The organism is Enterobacter genomosp. S, from assembly GCF_001631805.1.
Lineage (GTDB): Bacteria > Pseudomonadota > Gammaproteobacteria > Enterobacterales > Enterobacteriaceae > Enterobacter > Enterobacter quasihormaechei.
Genome location: NZ_LVVA01000019.1, coordinates 217,205 through 238,720, shown reverse-complemented (window position 1 = coordinate 238,720; position 21,516 = coordinate 217,205). Strand labels below are relative to the sequence as shown.

The 21,516-nt window shown below is 57.5% G+C and carries 19 protein-coding genes and 1 riboswitch; of the genes, 13 read left to right on the top strand and 6 right to left on the bottom strand.

The features are described 5' to 3' along the window. Positions 1-327: 327 nt before the first annotated feature. The 4 genes from A3466_RS14645 (at position 328) to A3466_RS14630 (ending at position 5,216) form a co-directional block, all read left to right on the top strand. Positions 328-888, top strand: coding sequence for a fimbrial protein (locus A3466_RS14645; RefSeq protein WP_063451146.1), 561 nt, complete (start codon positions 328-330; stop codon positions 886-888). Positions 889-961: 73 nt separating this feature from the next. Further along, positions 962-3,400: a fimbria/pilus outer membrane usher protein gene (locus A3466_RS14640; RefSeq protein ID WP_063451145.1), complete on the top strand. Its 2,439-nt coding sequence runs from the start codon at positions 962-964 to the stop codon at positions 3,398-3,400. A gap of 9 nt (positions 3,401-3,409) precedes the next feature. Further along, positions 3,410-4,171 carry a fimbrial biogenesis chaperone gene (locus A3466_RS14635; protein WP_063451144.1) on the top strand — a complete coding sequence of 254 codons (762 nt, stop codon included), beginning with the start codon at positions 3,410-3,412 and terminating at the stop codon, positions 4,169-4,171. Next, the gene (locus A3466_RS14630) at positions 4,155-5,216 is read left to right on the top strand and encodes a fimbrial protein (protein WP_063451143.1); all 1,062 of its coding nucleotides are present in this window, start codon (positions 4,155-4,157) and stop codon (positions 5,214-5,216) included. Before A3466_RS14635 ends, A3466_RS14630 begins: the two co-directional genes overlap by 17 nt. A gap of 44 nt (positions 5,217-5,260) precedes the next feature. Here the strand turns inward: A3466_RS14630 and ribB are convergent, their stop codons facing one another. Further along, positions 5,261-5,914, bottom strand: coding sequence for a 3,4-dihydroxy-2-butanone-4-phosphate synthase (ribB, locus tag A3466_RS14625; RefSeq protein WP_063451142.1), 654 nt, complete (start codon positions 5,912-5,914; stop codon positions 5,261-5,263). A gap of 105 nt (positions 5,915-6,019) precedes the next feature. Then, a riboswitch (FMN riboswitch) is annotated at positions 6,020-6,170 on the bottom strand. A gap of 120 nt (positions 6,171-6,290) precedes the next feature. Here ribB and ubiK point away from each other — a divergent pair. Beyond that, positions 6,291-6,587, top strand: coding sequence for a ubiquinone biosynthesis accessory factor UbiK (gene ubiK, locus A3466_RS14620; protein ID WP_063451141.1), 297 nt, complete (start codon positions 6,291-6,293; stop codon positions 6,585-6,587). Between the two features lie 116 nt (positions 6,588-6,703). Here ubiK and hldE read toward each other — a convergent pair whose 3' ends face one another. From hldE to A3466_RS14605, 3 genes are read right to left on the bottom strand one after another with little or no spacing between them, the layout of a single operon-like run. Then, positions 6,704-8,134 carry a bifunctional D-glycero-beta-D-manno-heptose-7-phosphate kinase/D-glycero-beta-D-manno-heptose 1-phosphate adenylyltransferase HldE gene (gene hldE / locus A3466_RS14615; RefSeq protein WP_063451140.1) on the bottom strand — a complete coding sequence of 477 codons (1,431 nt, stop codon included), beginning with the start codon at positions 8,132-8,134 and terminating at the stop codon, positions 6,704-6,706. Between the two features lie 40 nt (positions 8,135-8,174). Further along, complete coding sequence (glnE, locus tag A3466_RS14610) at positions 8,175-11,030, bottom strand: bifunctional [glutamate--ammonia ligase]-adenylyl-L-tyrosine phosphorylase/[glutamate--ammonia-ligase] adenylyltransferase (protein WP_063451139.1); 2,856 nt, start codon at positions 11,028-11,030, stop codon at positions 8,175-8,177. A 21-nt stretch (positions 11,031-11,051) separates the two neighbouring features. Beyond that, a complete protein-coding gene (locus tag A3466_RS14605) occupies positions 11,052-12,353 on the bottom strand; it encodes an inorganic triphosphatase (RefSeq protein ID WP_063451138.1) in 1,302 nt (433 codons plus the stop codon). Between the two features lie 237 nt (positions 12,354-12,590). On the opposite strand from A3466_RS14605, the gene A3466_RS14600 reads away from it, so the two are divergent. Together A3466_RS14600 and A3466_RS14595 are read left to right on the top strand one after the other, a co-directional pair. Then, positions 12,591-13,211, top strand: coding sequence for a TIGR04211 family SH3 domain-containing protein (locus A3466_RS14600; protein ID WP_063451137.1), 621 nt, complete (start codon positions 12,591-12,593; stop codon positions 13,209-13,211). 61 nt (positions 13,212-13,272) lie between these two features. Next, complete coding sequence (locus A3466_RS14595; RefSeq protein WP_063451136.1) at positions 13,273-14,514, top strand: multifunctional CCA addition/repair protein; 1,242 nt, start codon at positions 13,273-13,275, stop codon at positions 14,512-14,514. A 13-nt stretch (positions 14,515-14,527) separates the two neighbouring features. On the opposite strand, the gene bacA is transcribed toward A3466_RS14595, so the two are convergent. Further along, a complete protein-coding gene (bacA, locus tag A3466_RS14590; RefSeq protein WP_063451135.1) occupies positions 14,528-15,349 on the bottom strand; it encodes an undecaprenyl-diphosphate phosphatase in 822 nt (273 codons plus the stop codon). 106 nt (positions 15,350-15,455) lie between these two features. Then, entirely contained in the window at positions 15,456-15,824 is a 369-nt protein-coding gene (folB, locus tag A3466_RS14585; protein ID WP_063451134.1) for a bifunctional dihydroneopterin aldolase/7,8-dihydroneopterin epimerase, read from the bottom strand. 107 nt (positions 15,825-15,931) lie between these two features. Between folB and plsY the strand changes: the two genes are divergently transcribed. The 6 genes from plsY (at position 15,932) to ureC (ending at position 21,516) form a co-directional block, all read left to right on the top strand. Continuing rightward, positions 15,932-16,546: a glycerol-3-phosphate 1-O-acyltransferase PlsY gene (gene plsY, locus A3466_RS14580; protein WP_022649440.1), complete on the top strand. Its 615-nt coding sequence runs from the start codon at positions 15,932-15,934 to the stop codon at positions 16,544-16,546. Between the two features lie 92 nt (positions 16,547-16,638). Continuing rightward, on the top strand, positions 16,639-18,105 hold the full coding sequence (locus tag A3466_RS14575) for an MFS transporter (RefSeq protein ID WP_063451133.1): 1,467 nt from the start codon (positions 16,639-16,641) through the stop codon (positions 18,103-18,105). 249 nt (positions 18,106-18,354) lie between these two features. Next, entirely contained in the window at positions 18,355-19,182 is an 828-nt protein-coding gene (locus A3466_RS14570) for an urease accessory protein UreD (RefSeq protein ID WP_063451132.1), read from the top strand. A 10-nt stretch (positions 19,183-19,192) separates the two neighbouring features. Continuing rightward, positions 19,193-19,495 carry an urease subunit gamma gene (locus A3466_RS14565; protein WP_041908071.1) on the top strand — a complete coding sequence of 101 codons (303 nt, stop codon included), beginning with the start codon at positions 19,193-19,195 and terminating at the stop codon, positions 19,493-19,495. Positions 19,496-19,505: 10 nt separating this feature from the next. Next, a complete protein-coding gene (locus A3466_RS14560; protein ID WP_063451131.1) occupies positions 19,506-19,820 on the top strand; it encodes an urease subunit beta in 315 nt (104 codons plus the stop codon). Continuing rightward, complete coding sequence (ureC, locus tag A3466_RS14555; RefSeq protein ID WP_063451130.1) at positions 19,813-21,516, top strand: urease subunit alpha; 1,704 nt, start codon at positions 19,813-19,815, stop codon at positions 21,514-21,516. Before A3466_RS14560 ends, ureC begins: the two co-directional genes overlap by 8 nt.

The following is a 21,516-nucleotide window of genomic DNA, read 5'->3' as shown; positions in this document are numbered from 1 at the left end:
TGCCCTCATCAATGAGGGCAATTCTTTGATGCGCCCCGGCGCAGCCGTTGCATTTTACACTGTCTGCGGTTCTGTATTTATAATTGGAAAATCAAGAATTTTTATGGATATTTTTAAGCGCAATACTTCCCATTTAAATTGCGTTTTAAAAGCCGCTATTGCATGAAGTATTAACCGATTACGATAGTAATAAATTATATATTAACCTTCTCTTAAAATATCTTTAAGCCTCATTAATCGCAAACACCTCCCTCAACCCGTTATACTTTGCGAGTATTCTGAAAATTAATATTCAGATTATGAATTCAATTGAAAAAGGATATTTTCATGTATATGGGAAAAAAAGTACTGTTAGCGGTTGCGATGGCTGCCATCGTTTCGGGTTCTGCTTTTGCTGATGACCAGGGTTCCGGCAAAATCAAATTCAAAGGCGTGGTCATTGATGCACCGTGCAGCATTGCACCAGACAGCGTTGATAAAGAAGTGGACCTGGGTGAAGTCACCACTGCCGTGATCAACGCTAACAAAAAATCTACCGCTGTTCCGGTTGATATCAATCTGGAGAACTGCCAACTTGACGATCCGGCGGACGAAACGGATACGCCAGTGACCAAAGTTGACGTGACCTTCACCAGCGCAGCAACTGACGCTACTGACACCAGCCTGATGAGCAACACCTATGCTAGCGGTGCTCAGAACGTCGGTGTTCGTCTGATGGATAACAACGAAGCCAACATCACCCTGGGTTCGGCTCAAACGGTCGATCTGCTGGCGGGTTCCACCACTCAGACCCTGCACTTCAAAGCATTAATGGAAGTTGCTCAGGGTAAAACTGCCACAGCGGGTCAAGTTGAAGCGACCGCCAACTACGTGCTGATGTACAAATAAGGCAATGCATCACGATAAAACCGACTGGCATTATATGCCAGTCGGTATGTGATATTATTTTGGTAACAGGATGATGACATATAAATTACAATCAAAAATCATCATTGCGTCCCTGTTAATGACGAAGATTGCCTCTGCCACCGAGTTTAATATCAATGCCATTGATAAAGACCAGCGGGGCAGCGTTGATCTCTCCCTTTTTAAAAATGAAATAGCGGTTACCCCTGGCAGCTATTTTGTTACCGTATCTATTAACGACACACCGCTGGCTAACGGCTGGCAGCTTACCTGGAAAGAGGTAAATAGCACGGTACAGGTGTGTATTCCTCCTGAACTGGCGGATACGTTTGCCCTGAAAGAGGAAGTCCGCGACGCCTTACCCGAAAAAGAGGGATGCGTCGACTTTTCCTCCAGACCGGATATCACCTTTCATTTTGAACAAGCGACCCAGACGCTGAAGGTCACCGTACCCCAGGCATGGTTGCAGTACCGCGCCGCCGACTGGATGCCACCCGCAACGTGGGACAATGGCGTACCGGGCGTGATTCTGGATTACAACCTGTTCGCCAGCCACTATCAGCCCAACGACGGCAGCAGCACCAACAACGCCAACACCTATGGCACGGCGGGCGCGAATATGGGCGCATGGCGCCTGCGCAGTGATTATCAGTACAGCCAAACGCATACCGATGCAGGTTCGGATCATGACGGACGCTTTTCGCGCGTCTACATGTTCCGCCCTCTTCCTTCACTTGGTGCTAAGCTGACGCTGGGTGAAACGGACTTCCAGTCCTCAATCTTTGACGCTTTTACCTATACAGGCGCCTCCCTGATCAGCGATGAGCGCATGCTCCCCTGGTCTCTGCGTGGCTATGCGCCACAAATTACCGGCATCGCGCAAACCAACGCGACCGTCACGGTCAGCCTGGCCGATCGCGTAATTTATCAAAGCAAAGTCCCGCCTGGCCCCTTTGTTATTCAGGATCTCAACCAGTCCGTTCAGGGTACGCTGGACGTAAAAGTGACGGAGGAAGACGGGCGCGTCAGCACTTTCCAGATCTCGGCGGAATCGGTGCCTTTTTTAACGCGTAAAGGGCAGGTTCGCTACAAGCTGGCGGCGGGTAAAGCGCGTAAAGACGCCTCTCACGATGTCGAAGACACCGGTTTTATGAGCGGTGAATTCTCATGGGGAATGCTGTCAAACACCTCGCTCTATGGCGGGACGCTTGCCGACGGGGAGCATTACCGTTCCGTTGCCGCCGGGATCGGGCAAAATATGGCGCATCTGGGTGCCCTCTCTTTTGACGTCACGCAGGCCACCAGCCAGCTCCCCTTTCAGGATAGCCAGACGGGTTACAGCTACCGTTTTAACTACAGCAAGCGTTTCGATACCACCGGCAGCCAGCTTACGCTTGCCAGCTACCGCTACTCCGATCGGAAGTTCCTGAGCTATGCCCGCTTCCTTGATTATGACGACAACGATCGTCAGACAGAAAAGCAGACGCTGAGCGTAACCGCCAGTCAGTACATCAGCCCGTTATCGCTCAACCTCTACGTCAACGTACTGCGTCAGACCTGGTGGAACGAAGCCCCGTCCACGACCGGAAGCATTACCGCAGGTTATAACTTTGATCTGGGGCGCTGGAAAAACCTCGGCGTCACCCTCTCCTGGAGCAAGACGCATTACGAAGATGAAGACGACGATACGCAGTTTTACCTGTCCCTGAGCGTACCGATCGATCCGGATCATCGCCTCAGTTACGATCTGCACAACAGCGATAGCCTGAGCCAAAATGTCTCCTGGTACGACACGTCCGATCGCAATAATACCTGGGGCGTCTCCGCGGGAACGGAGAGTGAACATGCGGACGCGGGCGCACAGATGAGCGGCAACTATCAGCACTATTCACCTTTTGGCGATCTGAATATCTCCGGAAGTTATAAAGCTGATGAATATAACTCCCTGAGCGCCAGCTGGAATGGCTCGTTTACCTCAACGGCCAAAGGCGCAGCGCTGCACCGTCGCAGCTACGGAAACGAACCGCGCGTAATGGTCAGCACCGACGGCGTCGGCAACATTCCGCTGAACATGTCGCGGGATGAAACCAACCGCTTTGGTATCGGCGTTTTACCGTCGGTTTCAAGCTACTCTCCAGCCAGCGTACAGGTCAATCTGGATAACCTGCCTGACGGCGTCGATGTGGACAACCGCATCACGACCACCACCTGGACCGAGGGGGCGATTGGCTACCGCCAGATTGCCACGCGCGCCGGCAACGATATTGCTGGCATTATACGTACGCCAGCCGGCACCCCGCCGCTGGGCGCGATTGTTCACCTGCTGGAAAGTGACCTGCAAATCGGCATGGTCGCCGACGAAGGCCACGTCTGGCTGGGAGCAGTCGAGCCTGAACAACAATTCCGGGTAACGTGGGGTGACAATCAGCAGTGTCGCTTCTCGCTGCCTTCACACCTTGAAAACAGTATGCAGTTGATACTGCCATGCCAGTAAGAAACCATGATGAAACTGACCTCATTCACTAGCCTGTGCCTGATGTTAATCGGCACCGCATTTACCACCCACGCCGCCGTTAACCTGGACCGCACCCGCATTGTGTTTCCGGAAAGCGATAAGGCCAGCAGCCTCAAGATTGATAACCAGAGCAAAACGTTGCCTTATCTGGCGCTCTCCTGGATAGAAGATGAAAACGGACGCAAGGAGGACAGCCATTTTATGGCGCTTCCGCCGATTCAACGTCTTGAAGCGGGCGCCTCGTCTCAGGTCCGGATTGTGAAGCAGGCCGCGACTGCCCGGTTGCCGAAAGACCGGGAATCGCTGTTTTATTTCAACCTGCGCGAGGTGCCGCCGAAAAGTTCCAGCGCGAGCGAGGAACGCAGCGTCATGCAGGTCGCGATGCAGAGCAGGATCAAACTGTTCTGGCGTCCCAAAGCGATCGCCAAAAAGGCAGGCGATCAGGCAGAAATGCGTATGGAAGTCACCGCAAACGCGAAAGGGCTCACCGTGCATAACCCTACGCCTTATTACATTACGCTGGCGTGGCTGAGCAAAAATGCGAAAACCATGCTGCCCGGTTTTGACAGCCTGATGATCGCCCCGTTTGCGACAGCGACAACCTCTACCGGTGACTATCACGGCAACTACTACAGCATTGGCTACATCGATGATTACGGTGCGCTGAAAAAGGTCGACGCGCAATGTGCAGGCACGGCGAAATGTACGCTCAGCGAGCATAAGGTCGATAAAAATGCGCAAGCTCGCTAATCTGCTGTTCCTGCTGCTGATATCCGCTCTGCCCGTAAGAGAAGCGCTGGCGCTGGACTGCTATCTTGGTGCTTCAGGCGGGCCGGTTGAAGAGACAAAAACCATCTCGCCCTTTGCTATCCCCAGCAACGCGCAGGTGGGGCAGAAAATCTGGGAATCAGATGACATTAAAATCCCGGTTAGCTGCGATCACAACGTCAATGGCGGCTTTGAGCCGGAAGACGTATTCGCCTGGGTTAACCCTTATCCTGCCGCAACGGACCCTTACTATGAGCTTGGCGTAACCTACGAAGGGGTGGATTACGATGCCACGGGCCAGCCGAATGGTGTGGACACCCGCCAGTGTCTTGATAACAAGAATATCCTAATCTATACCCCGGATCAGATACGGCAGATGGGCTGGGAAAACCTGATCTGCTCCGGAAACCCGGATGACATTCATCCGACACGCACGTTTATTGCCCGCTTTCGCCTGTTTGTAAAAATTAAGGCGATGCCGCCTCACGGCTACGTGAGTTCCCTCGGCGATTACATCGTGGTGCAGTTTGACGGTAAAGGCGGGGTCAACCAGATGGCCGACGCGAAAAACCTGAAGTATCACATCAACGGCTTGCAAAACATTACCGTTCTGGACTGCGGGGCAACCTTCAGCATCTACCCTGAAAACCAGGAGATCGATTTTGGCACCTTCAGCGCTCGCGACATCGTGAACCAGAAAACGCGCGTTCGCGAATTTACGGTCAAAACCACCAAGGTGCAGGACGCGCAGTGCTCTGATGGATTCAAAATGGACTCGTCATTCTACACGAACGAAAAACTCAGCGCTGACGATACGGCGCTATTGATTGGGAATGGGCTAAAACTGCGTATTCTGAACGGAACCGATCCGTTTACCTTCAACCACTACCAGGAATATGCCGACTTCACCGGGAGTACGTTGCAGTATGAGCAAAAGTACACGGCAGAGCTGTCGTGGGATGAAGGAAAAGCGATCCAGTCCGGACCGTTTGAAACCGTGGTGCTGTTTAAAATTAACTACCACTAGCGACAAAAAAGCCGGGTTTCCCCGGCTTTTTCACGTCAGCGCGTTCAGCTGGCCTTGCGCTCATGCGCCTGGCGGTACTCCACCAGATCGTCAATCGTCACCACCGGCATGTTGTGCAGACGGGCAAAGGTGATGCACTCCGGCGCGCGCGCCATGGTGCCGTCATCGTTGGTCAGCTCGCACAGGACGCCCGCAGGCTTGAAGCCAGCCAGCGTCACCAGATCGATGGTCGCTTCGGTATGACCACCACGGGTCAGCACGCCGCCCGGCTGCGCGCGCAGCGGGAAGACGTGGCCAGGACGGTGCAGATCGGAAGGTTTCGCGCCATCGGCAATGGCTGCACGGACGGTAGTCAGGCGGTCAGCCGCCGACACGCCAGTGGTTACGCCATGCGCCGCTTCAATGGTCACGGTAAAACCGGTCCCGAAGGCGCTGGTGTTGTTTTCAACCATCATCGGCAGCTCAAGCTGCTGGCGGCGGTCTTCGGTAATACACAGGCATACGATGCCGCTGCCGTGACGAATGGTCAGCGCCATCTGCTCAACGGTCATGTTTTCGGCGGCGAAAATCATGTCGCCTTCGTTTTCACGATTTTCGTTGTCCAGCACCATCACGCCGCGGCCTTCGCGCAGTGCATCCAGTGCATGTTCAACACGTTGAGTTGAAGTGCCAAAAGAGGAAAGTAGCGTCTGATTCATGGTAAAAAAACCTCATTAACTTTATGGTTACCAGAATCAGGGCAGTCTTAGGAGCGCCGTACAAGCGGCAAAAAAATAACGTGAGCGGGCCTCGCCCGACTTGATCGTTACTCTCTCCCATCCGGACTCTAACCGTCGGCCCCGGAATTACACCGGATCTGCTGACCTTTGAGAATTCACCCAAAGCGCTCGCGGGCTTTCAGCGCTAAGCTGATTTACCGCCGGTGGGGAATTTCGCCCCGCCCTGAGAATAAGCGAGATAACTATAACGCTATTGATTACCCTGGGCAATGCATAAGCTTCAAACAATTTTGTTTAACCCGCGGCATGACGCGCTACAATAGGCACTAACACCTTTTCATCAAGGGAAACGACAATGATTGACCCAAAGAAAATTGAGCAGATCGCGCGTCAGGTTCATGAGTCCATGCCGAAAGGCATTCGTGAGTTTGGTGATGACGTTGAGAAGAAAATCCGCCAGACGTTGCAGGCACAGTTGGTTCGCCTTGATTTAGTCAGCCGCGAAGAGTTTGACGTGCAGACTCAGGTTCTGCTGCGCACCCGCGAGAAGCTGGCGCTGCTGGAACAGCGTCTGAGCGATCTGGAAAACCGTAATGCGCCGGAAGAAGTGAAGCCGGCACCGGCCATTCCGCCGGTGGATGACCAGGAGTAAGTGCGGCCTGTTGTGCCCGGTGGCGGCTCTGCCTTACCGGGCCTGGATGAACGCGTAGGTCGGGTAAGGCGCAGCCGCCACCCGACATAAAAAAACGGGCCAGCTGGCCCGTTTTTTTACTGGCTGTCTTTCTGGATCTTCCTGATGATGTTGGTGGTTGAGCACCCGTCCTCAAAGTTGAGCACCATCACTTCACCGCCATTCGCCCAGACCTCTTCGCTACCCGCGATTTGCTCTGGCTTGTAATCGCCGCCCTTCACCAGCAGGTCAGGCAGGATCCCGGCAATCAGGCGCTGCGGGGTATCTTCTTCAAACGACACCACCCAGTCCACCGCTTCCAGCGCGCCGAGCACGATCATGCGCTGCTCCAGCGGGTTCACCGGGCGCGTTTCGCCTTTCAGACGTTTGGTCGACGCATCGCTGTTGACCGCCACAATCAGGCGATCGCCCAGCTTGCGCGCGTTCGCCAGATACGACACATGGCCCGCATGCAGGATGTCGAACACGCCGTTGGTCATCACCACTTTTTCACCGCGTTTGCGCGCGGCGGCAACGGCCACCTTCAGCTCGTCTTCGGTCATGACGCCAAAGCCGGTATCCGCACGCCCGCGCACCGCGTTTTCCAGCTCGATGGGCGAAACGGTGGAAGTCCCGAGTTTACCGACAACCACGCCCGCCGCGGCGTTCGCGAAGTAGCACGCCTCTTCCAGGGAGTTACCCGCCGCCAGCGTTGCCGCCAGCACGCCGATCACCGTATCACCGGCACCGGTCACGTCGTACACTTCCTGCGCCTGGGTTGGCATATGCAGCGGTGCCTTGCCCGGTTGCAGCAGCGTCATGCCCTGTTCGGAACGGGTGACCAGCAGCGCAGACAGCTCGAAATCAGTAATGATTTTCATGCCGCGCTCAACCAGCTCTTCTTCCGTTTTGCACTTGCCCGCCACCGCTTCGAACTCAGAAAGGTTGGGCGTCAGCAGGGTTGCGCCGCGATAGCGCTCAAAGTCAGTGCCTTTCGGGTCGATCAGCACCGGTACGCTGGCTTTACGCGCCAGCTGGATCATGGTCTGCACGCTCGCCAGCGCACCTTTGGCATAATCAGACAGCACCAGCGCGCCGATATTGCCCAGCGCCTGGCTGATGCGCTCGTGCAGCGGCTCAGGATCAACGCCTTCGAACCCTTCTTCAAAATCGAGGCGGATCAGCTGCTGGTTACGCGACAGCACGCGCAGCTTGGTGATGGTTGGGTGTGTCGGAACAGAAACGAAGTCGCACTTCACGTTCACGTCCGCCAGCGACTGACTCAGCGCACGCGCCGCATCGTCAATGCCGGTCAGCCCCACCAGACGCGAATGCGCGCCCAGCGAGGCGATGTTCATCGCCACGTTTGCCGCGCCGCCTGGACGCTCTTCAATGGTGTCGACCTTAACCACCGGCACCGGCGCTTCCGGAGAGATACGGCTGGTCGGCCCATACCAGTAGCGATCCAGCATCACATCACCGACAACCATAACTCCAGCACGTTCAAACTCTGGCAGTGTTACTTTCATTCCTGACTCCAGAAAGATTCACAATTTGCGCGCGATAATATCACACTTGTTTTGATACGCACGGTTCCACCAGCCACTTCTGCCAGCTTGTGGTCACCTGCGCGCGTTCATCGGTGAAACAGTCCAGCGCCACATGGCCCGGCTGTTCCTGCAACGCCAGGTGGTGCAGCTCATCACGCAGCGTGGTGTAGGCGCGGGTTAAGGCCTGCGCCTCCTGCTCGTCCATAATGTCGTTCTGTGCCAGCAGTTCCAGAATACGCACGTTATCGGACCAGCGGGTCAGCTTCGGCTTGTCGTGCGCGTGCAGCAGCACCAGATACTGGGTGATAAACTCAATATCGGTAATGCCGCCCTCATCGGCTTTGATATCAAAGCGATCGCGATGTTTGTTGCCTAAATGCGCGCGCATTTTCTCACGCATTTCACGCACTTCAGTTTGCAGGATGCTGCCCTCACGCGGGGTCGTCATGACTGACTTGCGGATCGCATCGAACTGCGTTTTGAGCTGCGGATCGCCGTACACCACGCGGGCGCGCACCAGCGCCTGATGTTCCCACGTCCAGGCTTCGTTCTTCTGATAGTCAGCAAAAGCGTCCGTCGAGGTGACCAGCATGCCTGCCGCGCCGGACGGGCGCAGACGCGCGTCCACTTCGTACAGAATGCCCGACGAAGTGCGGGTGCTGAACAGGTGCATGATGCGCTGGGCCAGGCGCAGGTAGAACTGCCGCCCGTCGATTTCACGTTCGCCGTCGGTCATCACGTCAACCGGGCAGTCGTGCAGGAAAATCAGATCCAGATCGGAGCTGTAGCCCAGCTCCCAGCCGCCCAGCTTGCCGTAACCCACCACCGCAAATCCACGGCCTTCGCGGTCGGTAAGGTGCCTCGGCTGGCCGTAGCGGGCCACCATCTGCACCCATGCCTGGTGGACTACCGCGTCGATGATCGCCTCCGCCAGCCAGGTTAAATGATCGCTCACTTTCATTACCGGCAGCGTACCGGCGATATCCGCCGCCGCCACGCGCAGCATCTGCGCCTGCTTAAACTGACGCAGCGCCTCCAGCTGCTGCTCTTCGTCCTCTTCCGGCACGCGCAGCAGATACTGGCGCAGCTCGTCGCGGTAGGCGTCCGTCGCCGTCGGCTGATAGAGCGTATTCGGATCGAGCAGTTCGTCCAGCAGCAGCGGATAACGCGCCAGCTTGTTGGCGACCATCGGCGAGGCGGCGCAGAGGGAAATCAGGTGCTTCAGCGCGCCGGGAAACTCGCTCAGCAGTTCCAGGTAGGTGGTACGCGTGACGATCCCGCTCAGCAGCGGCATCATGCGCGACAGCGGCACCGGCGCATCCTCGCGGGAGCAGACGTCGCTCAGCAGATGCGGCATCAGATGATCCAGCACCTGCCGACCGCGCGGGCCAATGGCGCGCTTGTTCAGCTCAAGGCGGAAATCGGCAATCAACGCCACCACGCGATGGCGGGCGTCGTCGCTTAAGTGCGCCAGCACCGGCGTGGTGTCATCTTCCTGGAGCGCGTCCTGCCACAGTTCGCGCCAGTGCTCGGAGAGCGCATCGTCCTGCGTTTCACTTTCGTCGTCACCAATCAGATCGTTAAAGATGCGGCGCACGCCCGCCATATGGGCTTCCAGCCGTGCCGTCAGCGCCGCCCAGTCATCCACCCGCATGCCCCAGGCCAGACGCGCCCGGTTCAGCTCGTCGCCGGGCAACGTCTGGGTCTGTTCATCGTTAATGCTTTGCAGCAGATTTTCCAGACGACGCAGGAAGAGATAGGCCTCCCGCAGCGTTTGCGCGTCGCCTTCCGGCAGGAGATGCAGCCGATCGATAGCGCTCAGCGTCGGCAGCAGCGAGCGGGACTGCAACGAGGGCTCACGCCCGCCGCGAATCAGCTGGAAGACCTGCACGATAAATTCGATTTCACGTATACCGCCCGCACCGAGCTTGATGTTGTCCTTCAGGCCGCGCCGGCGCACCTCGCGGGCAATCATCCCTTTCATATTGCGCAGGGACTGGATCACGCTGAAGTCGATGTAACGGCGGAAAACGAACGGGCGCAGCATGGCGCGCAGCTCGTTGGCGTAGGCGTCTTCGCCGTCACCCATGATTCGCGCTTTGACCATCGCGTAACGCTCCCAGTCGCGTCCCTGCTCCTGGTAATAATCCTCAAGCGCAGCAAAGCTCAGCACCAGCGGACCGCTGTCGCCAAACGGACGCAGGCGCATGTCCACGCGGTAGACAAAACCGTCCTGCGTGGGCTGGTCCAACGCCTTAATCAGCCGCTGGCCCAGACGGGTAAAGAACTGGGCGTTATCCAGCTCGCGACGACCGCCGCGCGTGGAGCCGTTCTCCGGCCACGCAAAAATCAGGTCAATGTCCGAGGAGAAGTTCAGCTCGCAGCCGCCCAGCTTGCCCATCCCCAGAATCAACAGCGGCTGCGGAACCCCGTCTTCGCTGCACGGCGTGCCCCACTCCTTACAGCAGGCGGCGTAGAGCCAGTCCCGCGCGGCAACAATCAGCGTCTGCGCCAGCTCGCTCAGCTGCTGCAAGGTGCTCTCTTCGCTCACCAACGCCAGCGCCTGCGCCCAGGCAATGCGTACCATCACCCGGCGGCGGAACTGGCGCAGAACGCGCATCAGCGTGGCTTCATCCGCTACCCCTTCCAGCGCGGTTTGCAGCCAGCCAGCATAATGCCGCCACTCGTCAGCTTGCGGCGGCGCGCTTTCCAGCTCTGCCAGCCAGTCCGGGTTGGCGCTGACGCTTTCCTGTACAAAATCACTGAACGTAAGCACGCTTTTCGCCTGCTCACTTAACGATGACGCGGGTAACGACTCGGGCAGACGTTCGCAAACGGTCTGCCAGTGCTGCTGTAACTGCGAAGAAAGCGGCATATCAGGGATTCCTTGCCAGAATTAACGTTTTCCGCTGTGCAGCCAGTACGGATCCTGCGAAATGGCCTCGTTGCGGAAATGCTCGATCTCAATCTGCTGACGGGTCTCTATGGCATGCTGAAGCCCCTGCCAGTTCTCCAGCCAGGCCTGCGCCTTCACGCCCTCATACGCACCGGACAGCATCAGCATGCAGTCGATGTTACGCGCCAGACGAGGAAGCTGGTCGCCATACTGGTCGCCCAGCGGATGCGCGAAGGTGGTTCTCAGCTCGGCGGCGTGACGGGAAAGATGGATATCCGCGAAGCGTTTGAAGTTCTCCGCGATTTTGGTCTGGCCTTTCGCATCCAGGAACGTGCGCCAGCCGCGGGTCACCAGAAACTCGGTCAGTGCCAGTTTCGCGCTGGCATTTTGCGGGCTGTAGATTGCCGTTTGCGCCGACACGTCGGAAAGCATCAGCGTTTCGGTTTGAGTGAGCAAATCACGTAAGTGAGCGCTCGCTTTACGCGGGACGATACCGCCGAACAGCGCCAGGGTATGACGCACCAGCCCCATGGCAGCAAGCACGTGTTTTTTGGCGTTTTTCACGTTACGCGCCCACAGCTCTTCGTGGTACTGCCACTGAGAAAGCGCCAGCTCCAGCGCCGCCTCCATGCCCTGCTCAACGCTGGCTTTCGGCACAACACGCAGAATCGGCGTTTCCCGCAGCACGCGCGGCGCATTCCCGGCAGCCAGGTGATAGCCGCGCGCCGCTTTGCTCAGGCTGCCCTGACGCAGGCCTGGCTGGTTCACCAGCTTGCGCGCCAGCTTCAGCACATCGCTCGCCTCGCCTTCCAGCAGTTCAAGTTCCAGCTCGCAGATCGGCTCCTGCTCTTCACCCGCCTTAATGTCACCCCGATCAAACGCGATCTCAATGCGGCTCTTGCCTTCCGTCACCAGCCATTTTTCGCGCCAGAAATCGGTGCTGAACAGCGGTTTTGCCTCTGCCGACAGCGTTGCGGGCAGCGTCCCTTCAGGCCAGACTTCCGTCGGAAAACGCTCCAGCTCAAGTTCTGGCTTACTGATGTCGATATTGTATTCCGGACGCTGGTGCAAACCGCCGACCACGCGACCGGCAATTTTCATCGTCATCTCGTAACGCCCGTTCGCGCCGCGGATGCGCAGGCCCATATCGTGGTTGCGCAGCCAGTTGTCCGGCGTTTCGTAATAGATGTTGAGCAGCTGTACGGGTTCATGGTGCTCGCCGGACAGCGTGTTCAGATGCTGGCGGAGCGCGTCAGCGCTGTCTTTTTCGACGATAAACTTTAATTCAATCTCTTGTGCCATAGCCTTGTACTTTTGCGTGCGTCACAGACGCGTCGATGAAGGCGAACTTCCTCGCCATTTGTTTGTCAGTACATAGTATTTTGCGCCAAATTGCCACGCAATGAGCAATTTGACGGGCGTAAAAGTTTAAAGCGGTGGAAATCATGACACAGATGATTCCGATTGATGATGAATCCTTTGCGTAGCGACACTGATACCACTACTATCGTTCCACTTTTTATGAAAATAACGACTGATATGCTTAAATTACGCCTGATTGGACTTACTTTACTCGCTTTTACCGCCGCAACGGCGGTCCACGCTGAAGAGAAACGTTACGTTTCTGATGAACTGAACACCTGGGTACGCAGCGGCCCTGGAGACAATTATCGCCTCGTGGGTACGGTAAATGCCGGCGAGGAAGTGACTCTGCTGCAAACTAACGCAGACACCAATTATGGTCAGGTTCGTGACAGCTCCGGCCGCACCTCGTGGATCCCACTAAAAGAGCTGAGCACGGTGCCAAGCCTGCGCACCCGCGTGCCGGATCTGGAAAATCAGGTGAAAACCCTGACCGATAAGCTGAACAACATTGACGGCACCTGGAACCAGCGCACCGCAGAGATGCAGCAGAAAGTCGCGCAAAGCGACAGCGTGATCGCCGGTCTGAAAGACGAAAACCAGAAGCTGAAAAACGAGCTGATCGTCGCGCAGAAGAAAGTAAACGCCGCTAACCTTCAGCTGGATGATAAACAGCGTACCATCATCATGCAGTGGTTTATGTATGGCGGCGGCGTGCTGGGCGTCGGTCTGGTGCTGGGCCTGGTGCTTCCTCACCTCATCCCAAGCCGCAAACGTAAAGACCGCTGGATGAACTAACTCGTCTTCTCTGCCACACTTACGTATCATCTTGCGAAAAGAGAAAACGGGAGTGTAAGGCGTGAAGAGTTATCTGGTCGGTGGTGCGGTACGTGATGCGTTGTTAGGTCTGCCGGTCAAAGATAAAGACTGGGTTGTGGTTGGCGCCACGCCCGAAGCGATGATTGACGCGGGCTACCAGCAGGTAGGCCGCGATTTTCCCGTGTTCCTCCATCCGCAAAGCCGGGAAGAGTACGCCCTGGCGCGTACCGAACGGAAATCCGGTTCCGGTTATACCGGCTTCACCTGTTACGCCGCACCGGATGTGACGCTGGAGCAGGATCTGCTGCGCCGCGATCTCACCATTAACGCCCTGGCTCAGGACGAAAACGGCCATATCATCGACGCCTACGGCGGGCAGAACGATCTGCGCGATCGTCTTTTACGCCATATTTCCCCCGCCTTTTCTGAAGATCCGCTTCGCGTGCTGCGTGTGGCGCGTTTTGCCGCCCGTTATGCCCATCTCAGCTTCCGTATCGCCGACGAGACGATGGCGCTGATGACGGCCATGACCGAGGCGGGCGAGCTGGAACACCTGACGCCAGAACGCGTCTGGAAAGAGACCGAAAACGCCATGACCACCCGCAACCCGCAGGTCTTTTTCCAGGTCCTGCGCGACTGCGGTGCGCTGAAGGTGCTGTTCCCGGAAATAGACGCGCTGTTTGGCGTGCCCGCCCCGGCGAAATGGCACCCGGAAATTGATACCGGCATTCACACCCTGATGACGCTGAGCATGGCTGCCATGCTCAGCCCTGAGGTGGACGTGCGCTTCTCTACCCTGTGTCACGATCTCGGGAAAGGATTAACGCCTAAAGCGCTCTGGCCGCGTCATCACGGACATGGCCCGGCAGGGGTGAAGCTGGTTGACGGGCTGTGCCAGCGCCTGCGCGTGCCGAATGACATTCGCGACCTGGCTAAGCTGGTCGCTGAATTTCACGACCTGATCCACACTTTCCCGATCCTCAAACCCGCCACTATCGTTAAGCTGTTCGACAATATCGACGCCTGGCGCAAGCCGCAGCGCGTGGAGCAGATTGCGCTGACCAGCGAAGCGGACGTGCGCGGCCGCACCGGGTTTGAAGCATCCGATTACCCGCAGGGGCGTTTGCTGCGCGAAGCGTGGGAAGTGGCAAAAGCGGTGCCAACGAAAGAGGTGGTGGAGGCTGGGTTTAAAGGCCCGGCGATCCGCGAAGAGCTAACGAAACGGCGGATTGATGCGGTAGCGGCGTGGAAGGAAAAACGTTGCCCTCAGCCGAAAGACTGAGGGCGGTTGGTCATCAGAAGAAGACCACGTACACGGCAGCCGCGACGATAAAGCGGTAGATCGCGAACGGAATAAACGAGATACGCTTAATCAATTGCAGGAAGGTTTTGATGGCAATCAGCGCCACGATAAAGGCGGTGATAAAGCCTACGGCGAACATCGGAATGTCGCCCACGGTCAGGAAGTCGATGCTTTTGTAGAGGTCCAGCGCGGTGGCGCCCATCATCATCGGCACCGCCAGCAGGAATGAGAATTCAGAGGCGGCGTAACGGCTCACCCCCATCAGCATCCCGCCGGAAATGGTTGCTCCTGAACGGGAGAAGCCCGGCCACAGCGCCAGACACTGGAAGCAGCCAATGATAAACGCCTGGCGATAGGTCATATCGTCCAGACCTTCCGCACGCGGGGTTTTGGGCTTCAGCACTTCAGCGGCAATCAGCAGGAAGCCGCCGACGACCAGCGCGTACATCACGTTAATCGGGTTGAAGAGCGATTTAATGGTATCGTGGAACACCAGCCCCAGCACCACTGCCGGGATCATCCCGAGCAGAATATGAATCAGCGTCAGGCGCCCTTTGCCCTCTCCTTCACGCTGCGGCAAACGTCCAAAATGGATGCCGATCAGACCAAACAGACGACGCCAGAACATCACGACCACCGCCAGGATAGAGCCCAGCTGAATCACCACCTCAAACGTCTTTGCGGTATCGCCTTCAAAGCCCAACAGATGGCCAACGATAATCATATGGCCCGTACTGGACACCGGCAAAAACTCCGTCAATCCTTCGACCACACCCAGTATTGCCGCCACCAGCAGCGAGTGCATATCGCTCATCTATAAACCCCTAAAAAGATATAAAAAAACGGTGTCCCACGCGGACAACCGTGAAAGATACAGCTTTAAGACCGATATAACCTAAAATGGTTTAGCAATTATGACGTTAAATCTTTCCTTTCAGATTTGTGCCACGCTCAATGATGACGCCCACGTTGGCGGCGCGCGCCACTGCGCCCGGTTTGCTCAGCTTGATGCGCACCCACGGGGAGTTAAACTTGCTCAGCAGCAGTTCCGCTACCTCTTCCGCCACGCGTTCCACCAGCGCAAAACGTTGTCCTTCCACGTGGCCGATGACCGCTTCACTGATGTCGGCGTAGCTCAGACAGTCATTCACATCGTCGCTTTTTGCTGACTTGCGGTTATCCCAGCCCATTTCGATATCGAACACCAGTTTCTGCTCGATGGTCTGTTCCCAGTCGTAAACACCAATTGTGGTGATTACCGAAAGTTGCTCTATAAATACAATATCCATCACGACCTGCCTGCTTTTTGGCTAAACCGGATACCACTTCCGGCGAATTATGCGTATTATCCACAGATGCTGAGAATACAGATACATTTTCAAAACGGAACAGCGTTATGAGTGCAATCGCGCCTGGAATGATCATCCTCGCCTACCTTTGCGGCTCAATCTCCAGCGCCATTCTGGTCTGCCGCATCGCGGGGTTACCCGACCCACGCGAAAGTGGTTCCGGGAATCCGGGGGCGACCAATGTACTACGAATTGGCGGCAAGGGAGCAGCCGTAGCGGTATTGATTTTTGATGTCCTGAAAGGAATGCTTCCCGTCTGGGGTGCGTATGCGCTGGGCGTCACGCCATTCTGGCTGGGGCTGATTGCCATCGCTGCCTGCGTCGGCCATATCTGGCCCGTTTTCTTTGGTTTTAAAGGCGGTAAAGGCGTTGCCACCGCGTTTGGTGCGATTGCGCCTATCGGCTGGGATCTCACCGGCGTGATGGCGGGCACCTGGCTGCTGACCATCCTGCTGAGCGGCTATTCGTCGCTGGGCGCCATCGTCAGCGCGCTGATTGCTCCGTTCTATGTCTGGTGGTTCAAACCGCAGTTTACCTTCCCGGTGTCGATGCTCTCGTGCCTGATCCTGCTGCGTCATCATGACAACATTCAGCGCCTGTGGCGTCGTCAGGAAACCAAGATCTGGACGAAGCTGAAGCGTAAGAAGAAAGACGCTCAGTAAACCGTTCGTTATGCCTTATAACCAAATGTGATTTTTGTCACCTTCTGCCTGTGGTAACTGTTAGATACACAACACCACTACACAAAAAGAAAATGGCAGAAATCACAGACACAACTCCCCTTCCAACGGCAGGAAATACCCCGGATGGCGACATCAGGTGGGTACGCAGCGCCTCGGACGTTTCACGTCTCGTTAACGACGGCTCACAGGGCCGGGCAAATGCCCGCATTGTGGTCGGTATCGCGCTCGGGGGAATTTTCCTCGATGCCTACGATCTGGGTGCACTGGCCTTTGGTATCAAAGACATCACCCGCGAATTTAACCTGACGCCCGCCGGTACCGGCATGGTGGCCTCGGCGATTACCTTTGGCGCCATTGTCGGGGCGTTGCTCGGCGGTTACCTCACCGATAAAATCGGGCGCTACCGCGTCTTTATGGCCGACATGGTATTCTTTGTCGTCGCCGCTATCGCCTGCGCGCTGGCTCCGAATGAATATGTGCTGGCGGGCGCGCGCTTTGTGATGGGCCTTGGCGTGGGGATCGACCTTCCCGTCGCGATGGCGTTTCTCAGTGAATTCGCCAGGCTGAAAGGGCCGGGGAATAAGGCCTCCAGCGTCGCGATGTGGTGCCCTACCTGGTATGCGGCGATCAGCATCTCTTACCTTCTGGTTCTCTTTTTCTACGCCGTGCTGCCGGAAAGCCACAGCGACTGGCTCTGGCGTCTGATACTGGGCTTTGGCGCGGTACCCGCGCTGGTGATTATCGCCATCCGCAGCCGCTACATGAGCGAATCCCCGGTCTGGGCGGCGAATCAGGGCAACCTGAAAGAGGCGGCGTCCATTTTACGGCAGTCGTACAACATTAATGCCCACGTGCCGCAGGATGCGCTCGATCAGCCCGCGCCGGTGGTCAATAAGGCAAAATGGTCGAACTACCTGAACCTGTTCCGTGGCATCTATCTGCGGCGTACCACGCTCGCCACGCTGCTATCGGTTGTCTCCTCGTTCGCCTATAACGCCGTGGCCTTTGGTCTGCCGGTAATCATCTCCAGCTTCTTCGTGCAGTCGATGCTGACCACCATTCTGATTTCCCTCGCGCTTAATCTGCTTTTCGCGTTTGTCGGTGGGCTGCTGGCGGTGCGCTATGTTCCGCGCTTCGGCGCGTGGCGAATGTCACTGGCGGGTTACGCCTGCCAGCTTGTGGCGCTGCTCGGGCTGGGGCTGATTGGACGCCCTGACGGAGCAACGGAAGGCGTGGTCGCCGTCGCGATGCTGGCGCTGTTTCTGTTTGGCCAGGGTTTTGGACCCGGCGCACACACCATGACGTTTGCCTCTCTGAGCTATCCAACCTCCCTGCGCGGCGTGGGCGTCGGCTTAAACCAGACGCTGATGCGCAGCAGTTCCACGCTATCACTGTTTCTGTTCCCGCTGCTGGTCGCCTCGCTGGATACCGCCGTGTTCTGGGTGATTGCGCTGGCGCCGTTTATCGGACTGGCGTCCCTGCTGGCGATCCGCTGGGAGCCGTCGGGGTATGATGTGGATGCAGAGGATTATCGCTAGCCTTTCTTGCCGGGTGGCGCTGCGCTTACCCGGCCTACATTACACCACCATATCAACAAATTGCGCATCCCCTTGTAGGCCCATGCAAGCGTAGCGCCGCCGGGCGAAACTTACAAAATGCACTTTATCAATAGTCTGAAACCGGCTCGCATGAGCCGGTTTTTTTATCCATAAGCGACTCATATGACAGCCTTCATTTCTGCCAGGGCATACTGAAACGTATCCCGATAGTGCGGAAATGGAAGCACCATGTTAGCAACTCAGGTCACTGATAATTCATACAAAGGCTGGCAGGCCTCGCTGGCCCTCCAGTTTTGTTATACCCCTGAGAAAACCCTCCTCCGTTCCGCGCGTCATACCGGGCCGCTCACCGTTCAGCGTCCGTTTTATCCCGAAGGGGAAACCTGTCACCTTTATCTGCTGCACCCGCCAGGCGGGATTGTGGGCGGTGATACGCTGGATATTTCTGTGCGGCTCGACGCCAAAAGCCATGCCCTTATCACCATGCCCGGCGCCAGTAAGTTCTATCGCAGCAGCGGCCCGCAGGCCTCTCTCAATCAGCATTTTTATCTCGACGAAGATGCCACGCTGGAGTGGCTGCCGCAGGACACCATAATTTTCCCCGGTGCGCACGCCGCGCTGCGTTCCGTCTTTCACCTGCACGCTACCAGCACACTGCTGGCGTGGGAGCTGTACTGTCTTGGGCGACCGGTGATAAACGAAACCTTCAGCCACGGCACGCTGGAGAGCCGCGTTGAGGTGTGGGTGGATGGCGAGCCGCGCCTGATTGAACGCCAGCACCTCAGCGAAGGCGATCTCGCGCCCGTCGCAGGCCATCCGTGGGTCGGCACGCTGTTGTTCTATCCGGCCCGGGAAGCACATCTCGACACGGTGCGCGAGCGGCTCGCCCCGTCAGAAGACGTTGCCGGGGCAACGCTCACCGACGACCTGCTGTCGGTGCGTTTTCTCTCGCACGACAACCTGATTTGCCAGCGGATGATGCGCGATATCTGGCAGTCACTTCGCCCGCTGTTAACCACCAAAACCGCCTGCTCGCCGCGTATCTGGCAGACATAAGAGAAACGCTATGGAACTGACCCCCAGAGAAAAAGACAAGCTGTTGCTGTTCACCGCCGCGCTGGTTGCCGAACGTCGCCTTGCGCGCGGGGTAAAGCTTAATTACCCGGAATCGGTCGCGCTGATCAGCGCCTTCATTATGGAAGGTGCACGCGACGGCGAAACCGTCGCCGCGCTGATGGAGGCGGGCCGCCACGTCCTGACGCGCGATCAGGTGATGGAGGGCGTACCGGAGATGATCCCGGATATTCAGGTGGAAGCCACCTTCCCGGACGGATCCAAGCTCGTCACCGTCCACAACCCGATCGTGTAAGGAGCGCGTGATGATCCCAGGCGAATATCGGATCCAGTCCGGCAGCATTGCCCTCAACGTTGGGCGAGACACCCAAAGCGTGATTGTGGAAAACCACGGCGACAGGCCGATCCAGGTGGGATCGCACTATCACTTTTACGAGGTCAACCCGGCGCTGAAGTTTGACCGGGAAGCCACCAAAGGTTACCGGCTGAACATTCCGGCGGGCACTGCCGTGCGCTTCGAGCCAGGCCAGAAGCGAGAGGTGACGCTGGTTCAGGTGACGGGCGCTCAGCGCATTTTTGGCTTTCGCGGCGAGGTCATGGGAGAAGTGAAACATGGCTGACATTTCGCGCCAGGCGTATGCCGATATGTTTGGCCCCACTACCGGGGATAAAGTGCGGCTGGCGGACAGCGAGCTGTGGATCGAAGTGGAAGACGATCTCACGATCTACGGCGAAGAAGTTAAATTCGGCGGCGGAAAAGTGATCCGCGACGGCATGGGACAAGGGCAGATGACCGCCGACGACTGCGTGGATCTGGTGCTCACCAACGCGCTGATCGTCGATCACTGGGGGATCGTGAAGGCCGATATCGGTGTGAAGAACGGACGGATCTTCGCCGTCGGCAAAGCCGGAAATCCGGATATTCAGCCCGGCGTGACGATCCCGATCGGTGCCGCAACGGAAGTCATCGCCGCCGAAGGGAAGATCGTCACCGCAGGCGGGATCGACACCCACATTCACTGGATCTGCCCGCAGCAGGCGGAAGAGGCGCTGGTTTCCGGCGTCACCACCATGATCGGCGGCGGCACCGGACCGGCGGCGGGCACCAACGCCACCACCTGCACGCCGGGGCCGTGGTATATCGCCCGCATGTTGCAAGCCGCCGATACGCTGCCGGTGAATATTGGCCTGCTGGGCAAAGGGAACGGATCAAACCCGGACGCCCTGCGCGAGCAGATCGCGGCCGGTGCCATCGGGCTTAAGATCCACGAGGACTGGGGCGCGACACCCGCAGCGATTAACTGCTCGCTGGAAGTGGCCGAAGAGATGGATATTCAGGTTGCGCTGCACAGCGACACGCTGAACGAGTCCGGGTTTGTCGAAGACACGCTGGCGGCCATCGGTGGACGCACCATCCACACCTTCCACACCGAAGGCGCGGGCGGCGGTCACGCGCCGGATATCATCACCGCCTGCGCGCACCCGAATATTCTGCCCTCTTCCACCAACCCAACGCTGCCCTACACGGTTAATACCATCGACGAGCACCTCGACATGCTGATGGTTTGCCATCACCTTGACCCGGATATCGCCGAGGACGTGGCCTTTGCCGAATCCCGCATTCGCCGGGAGACCATCGCCGCCGAAGACGTGCTGCACGATATCGGCGCGTTCTCGCTCACCTCGTCAGATTCGCAGGCCATGGGCCGCGTGGGGGAAGTGATTATCCGCACCTGGCAGGTGGCGCACCGCATGAAGGTTCAGCGCGGCGCGCTGCCGGAAGAGACCGGCGATAACGACAACTTCCGGGTGAAGCGCTATGTCGCCAAATACACCATCAACCCGGCGCTGACCCACGGCATCGCCCATGAAGTGGGATCGATTGAGGCGGGCAAGCTGGCGGATCTGGTGGTCTGGTCTCCCGCCTTCTTTGGCGTAAAACCGGCCACCATCGTCAAAGGCGGGATGATCGCCTGCGCGCCGATGGGCGATATCAACGCCTCGATTCCCACGCCACAGCCGGTGCATTACCGCCCGATGTTTGGCACCCTGGGCGCCGCACGCCACGCTACGCGGCTGACGTTTGTCTCGCAGGCTGCTCATGCCAGTGGCGTGCCGCAGCAGCTCAACCTGCAAAGCGCCACCGCGGTGGTGAAAGGCTGCCGGACGGTGAAAAAGGCCGACATGATCCACAACGATTTACAGCCCAATATCACCGTTGACGCGCAAACCTACGAGGTACGCGTCGACGGCGAACTGATTACCAGCGAACCGGCAGAGGTTTTGCCGATGGCGCAACGCTATTTCCTGTTCTGA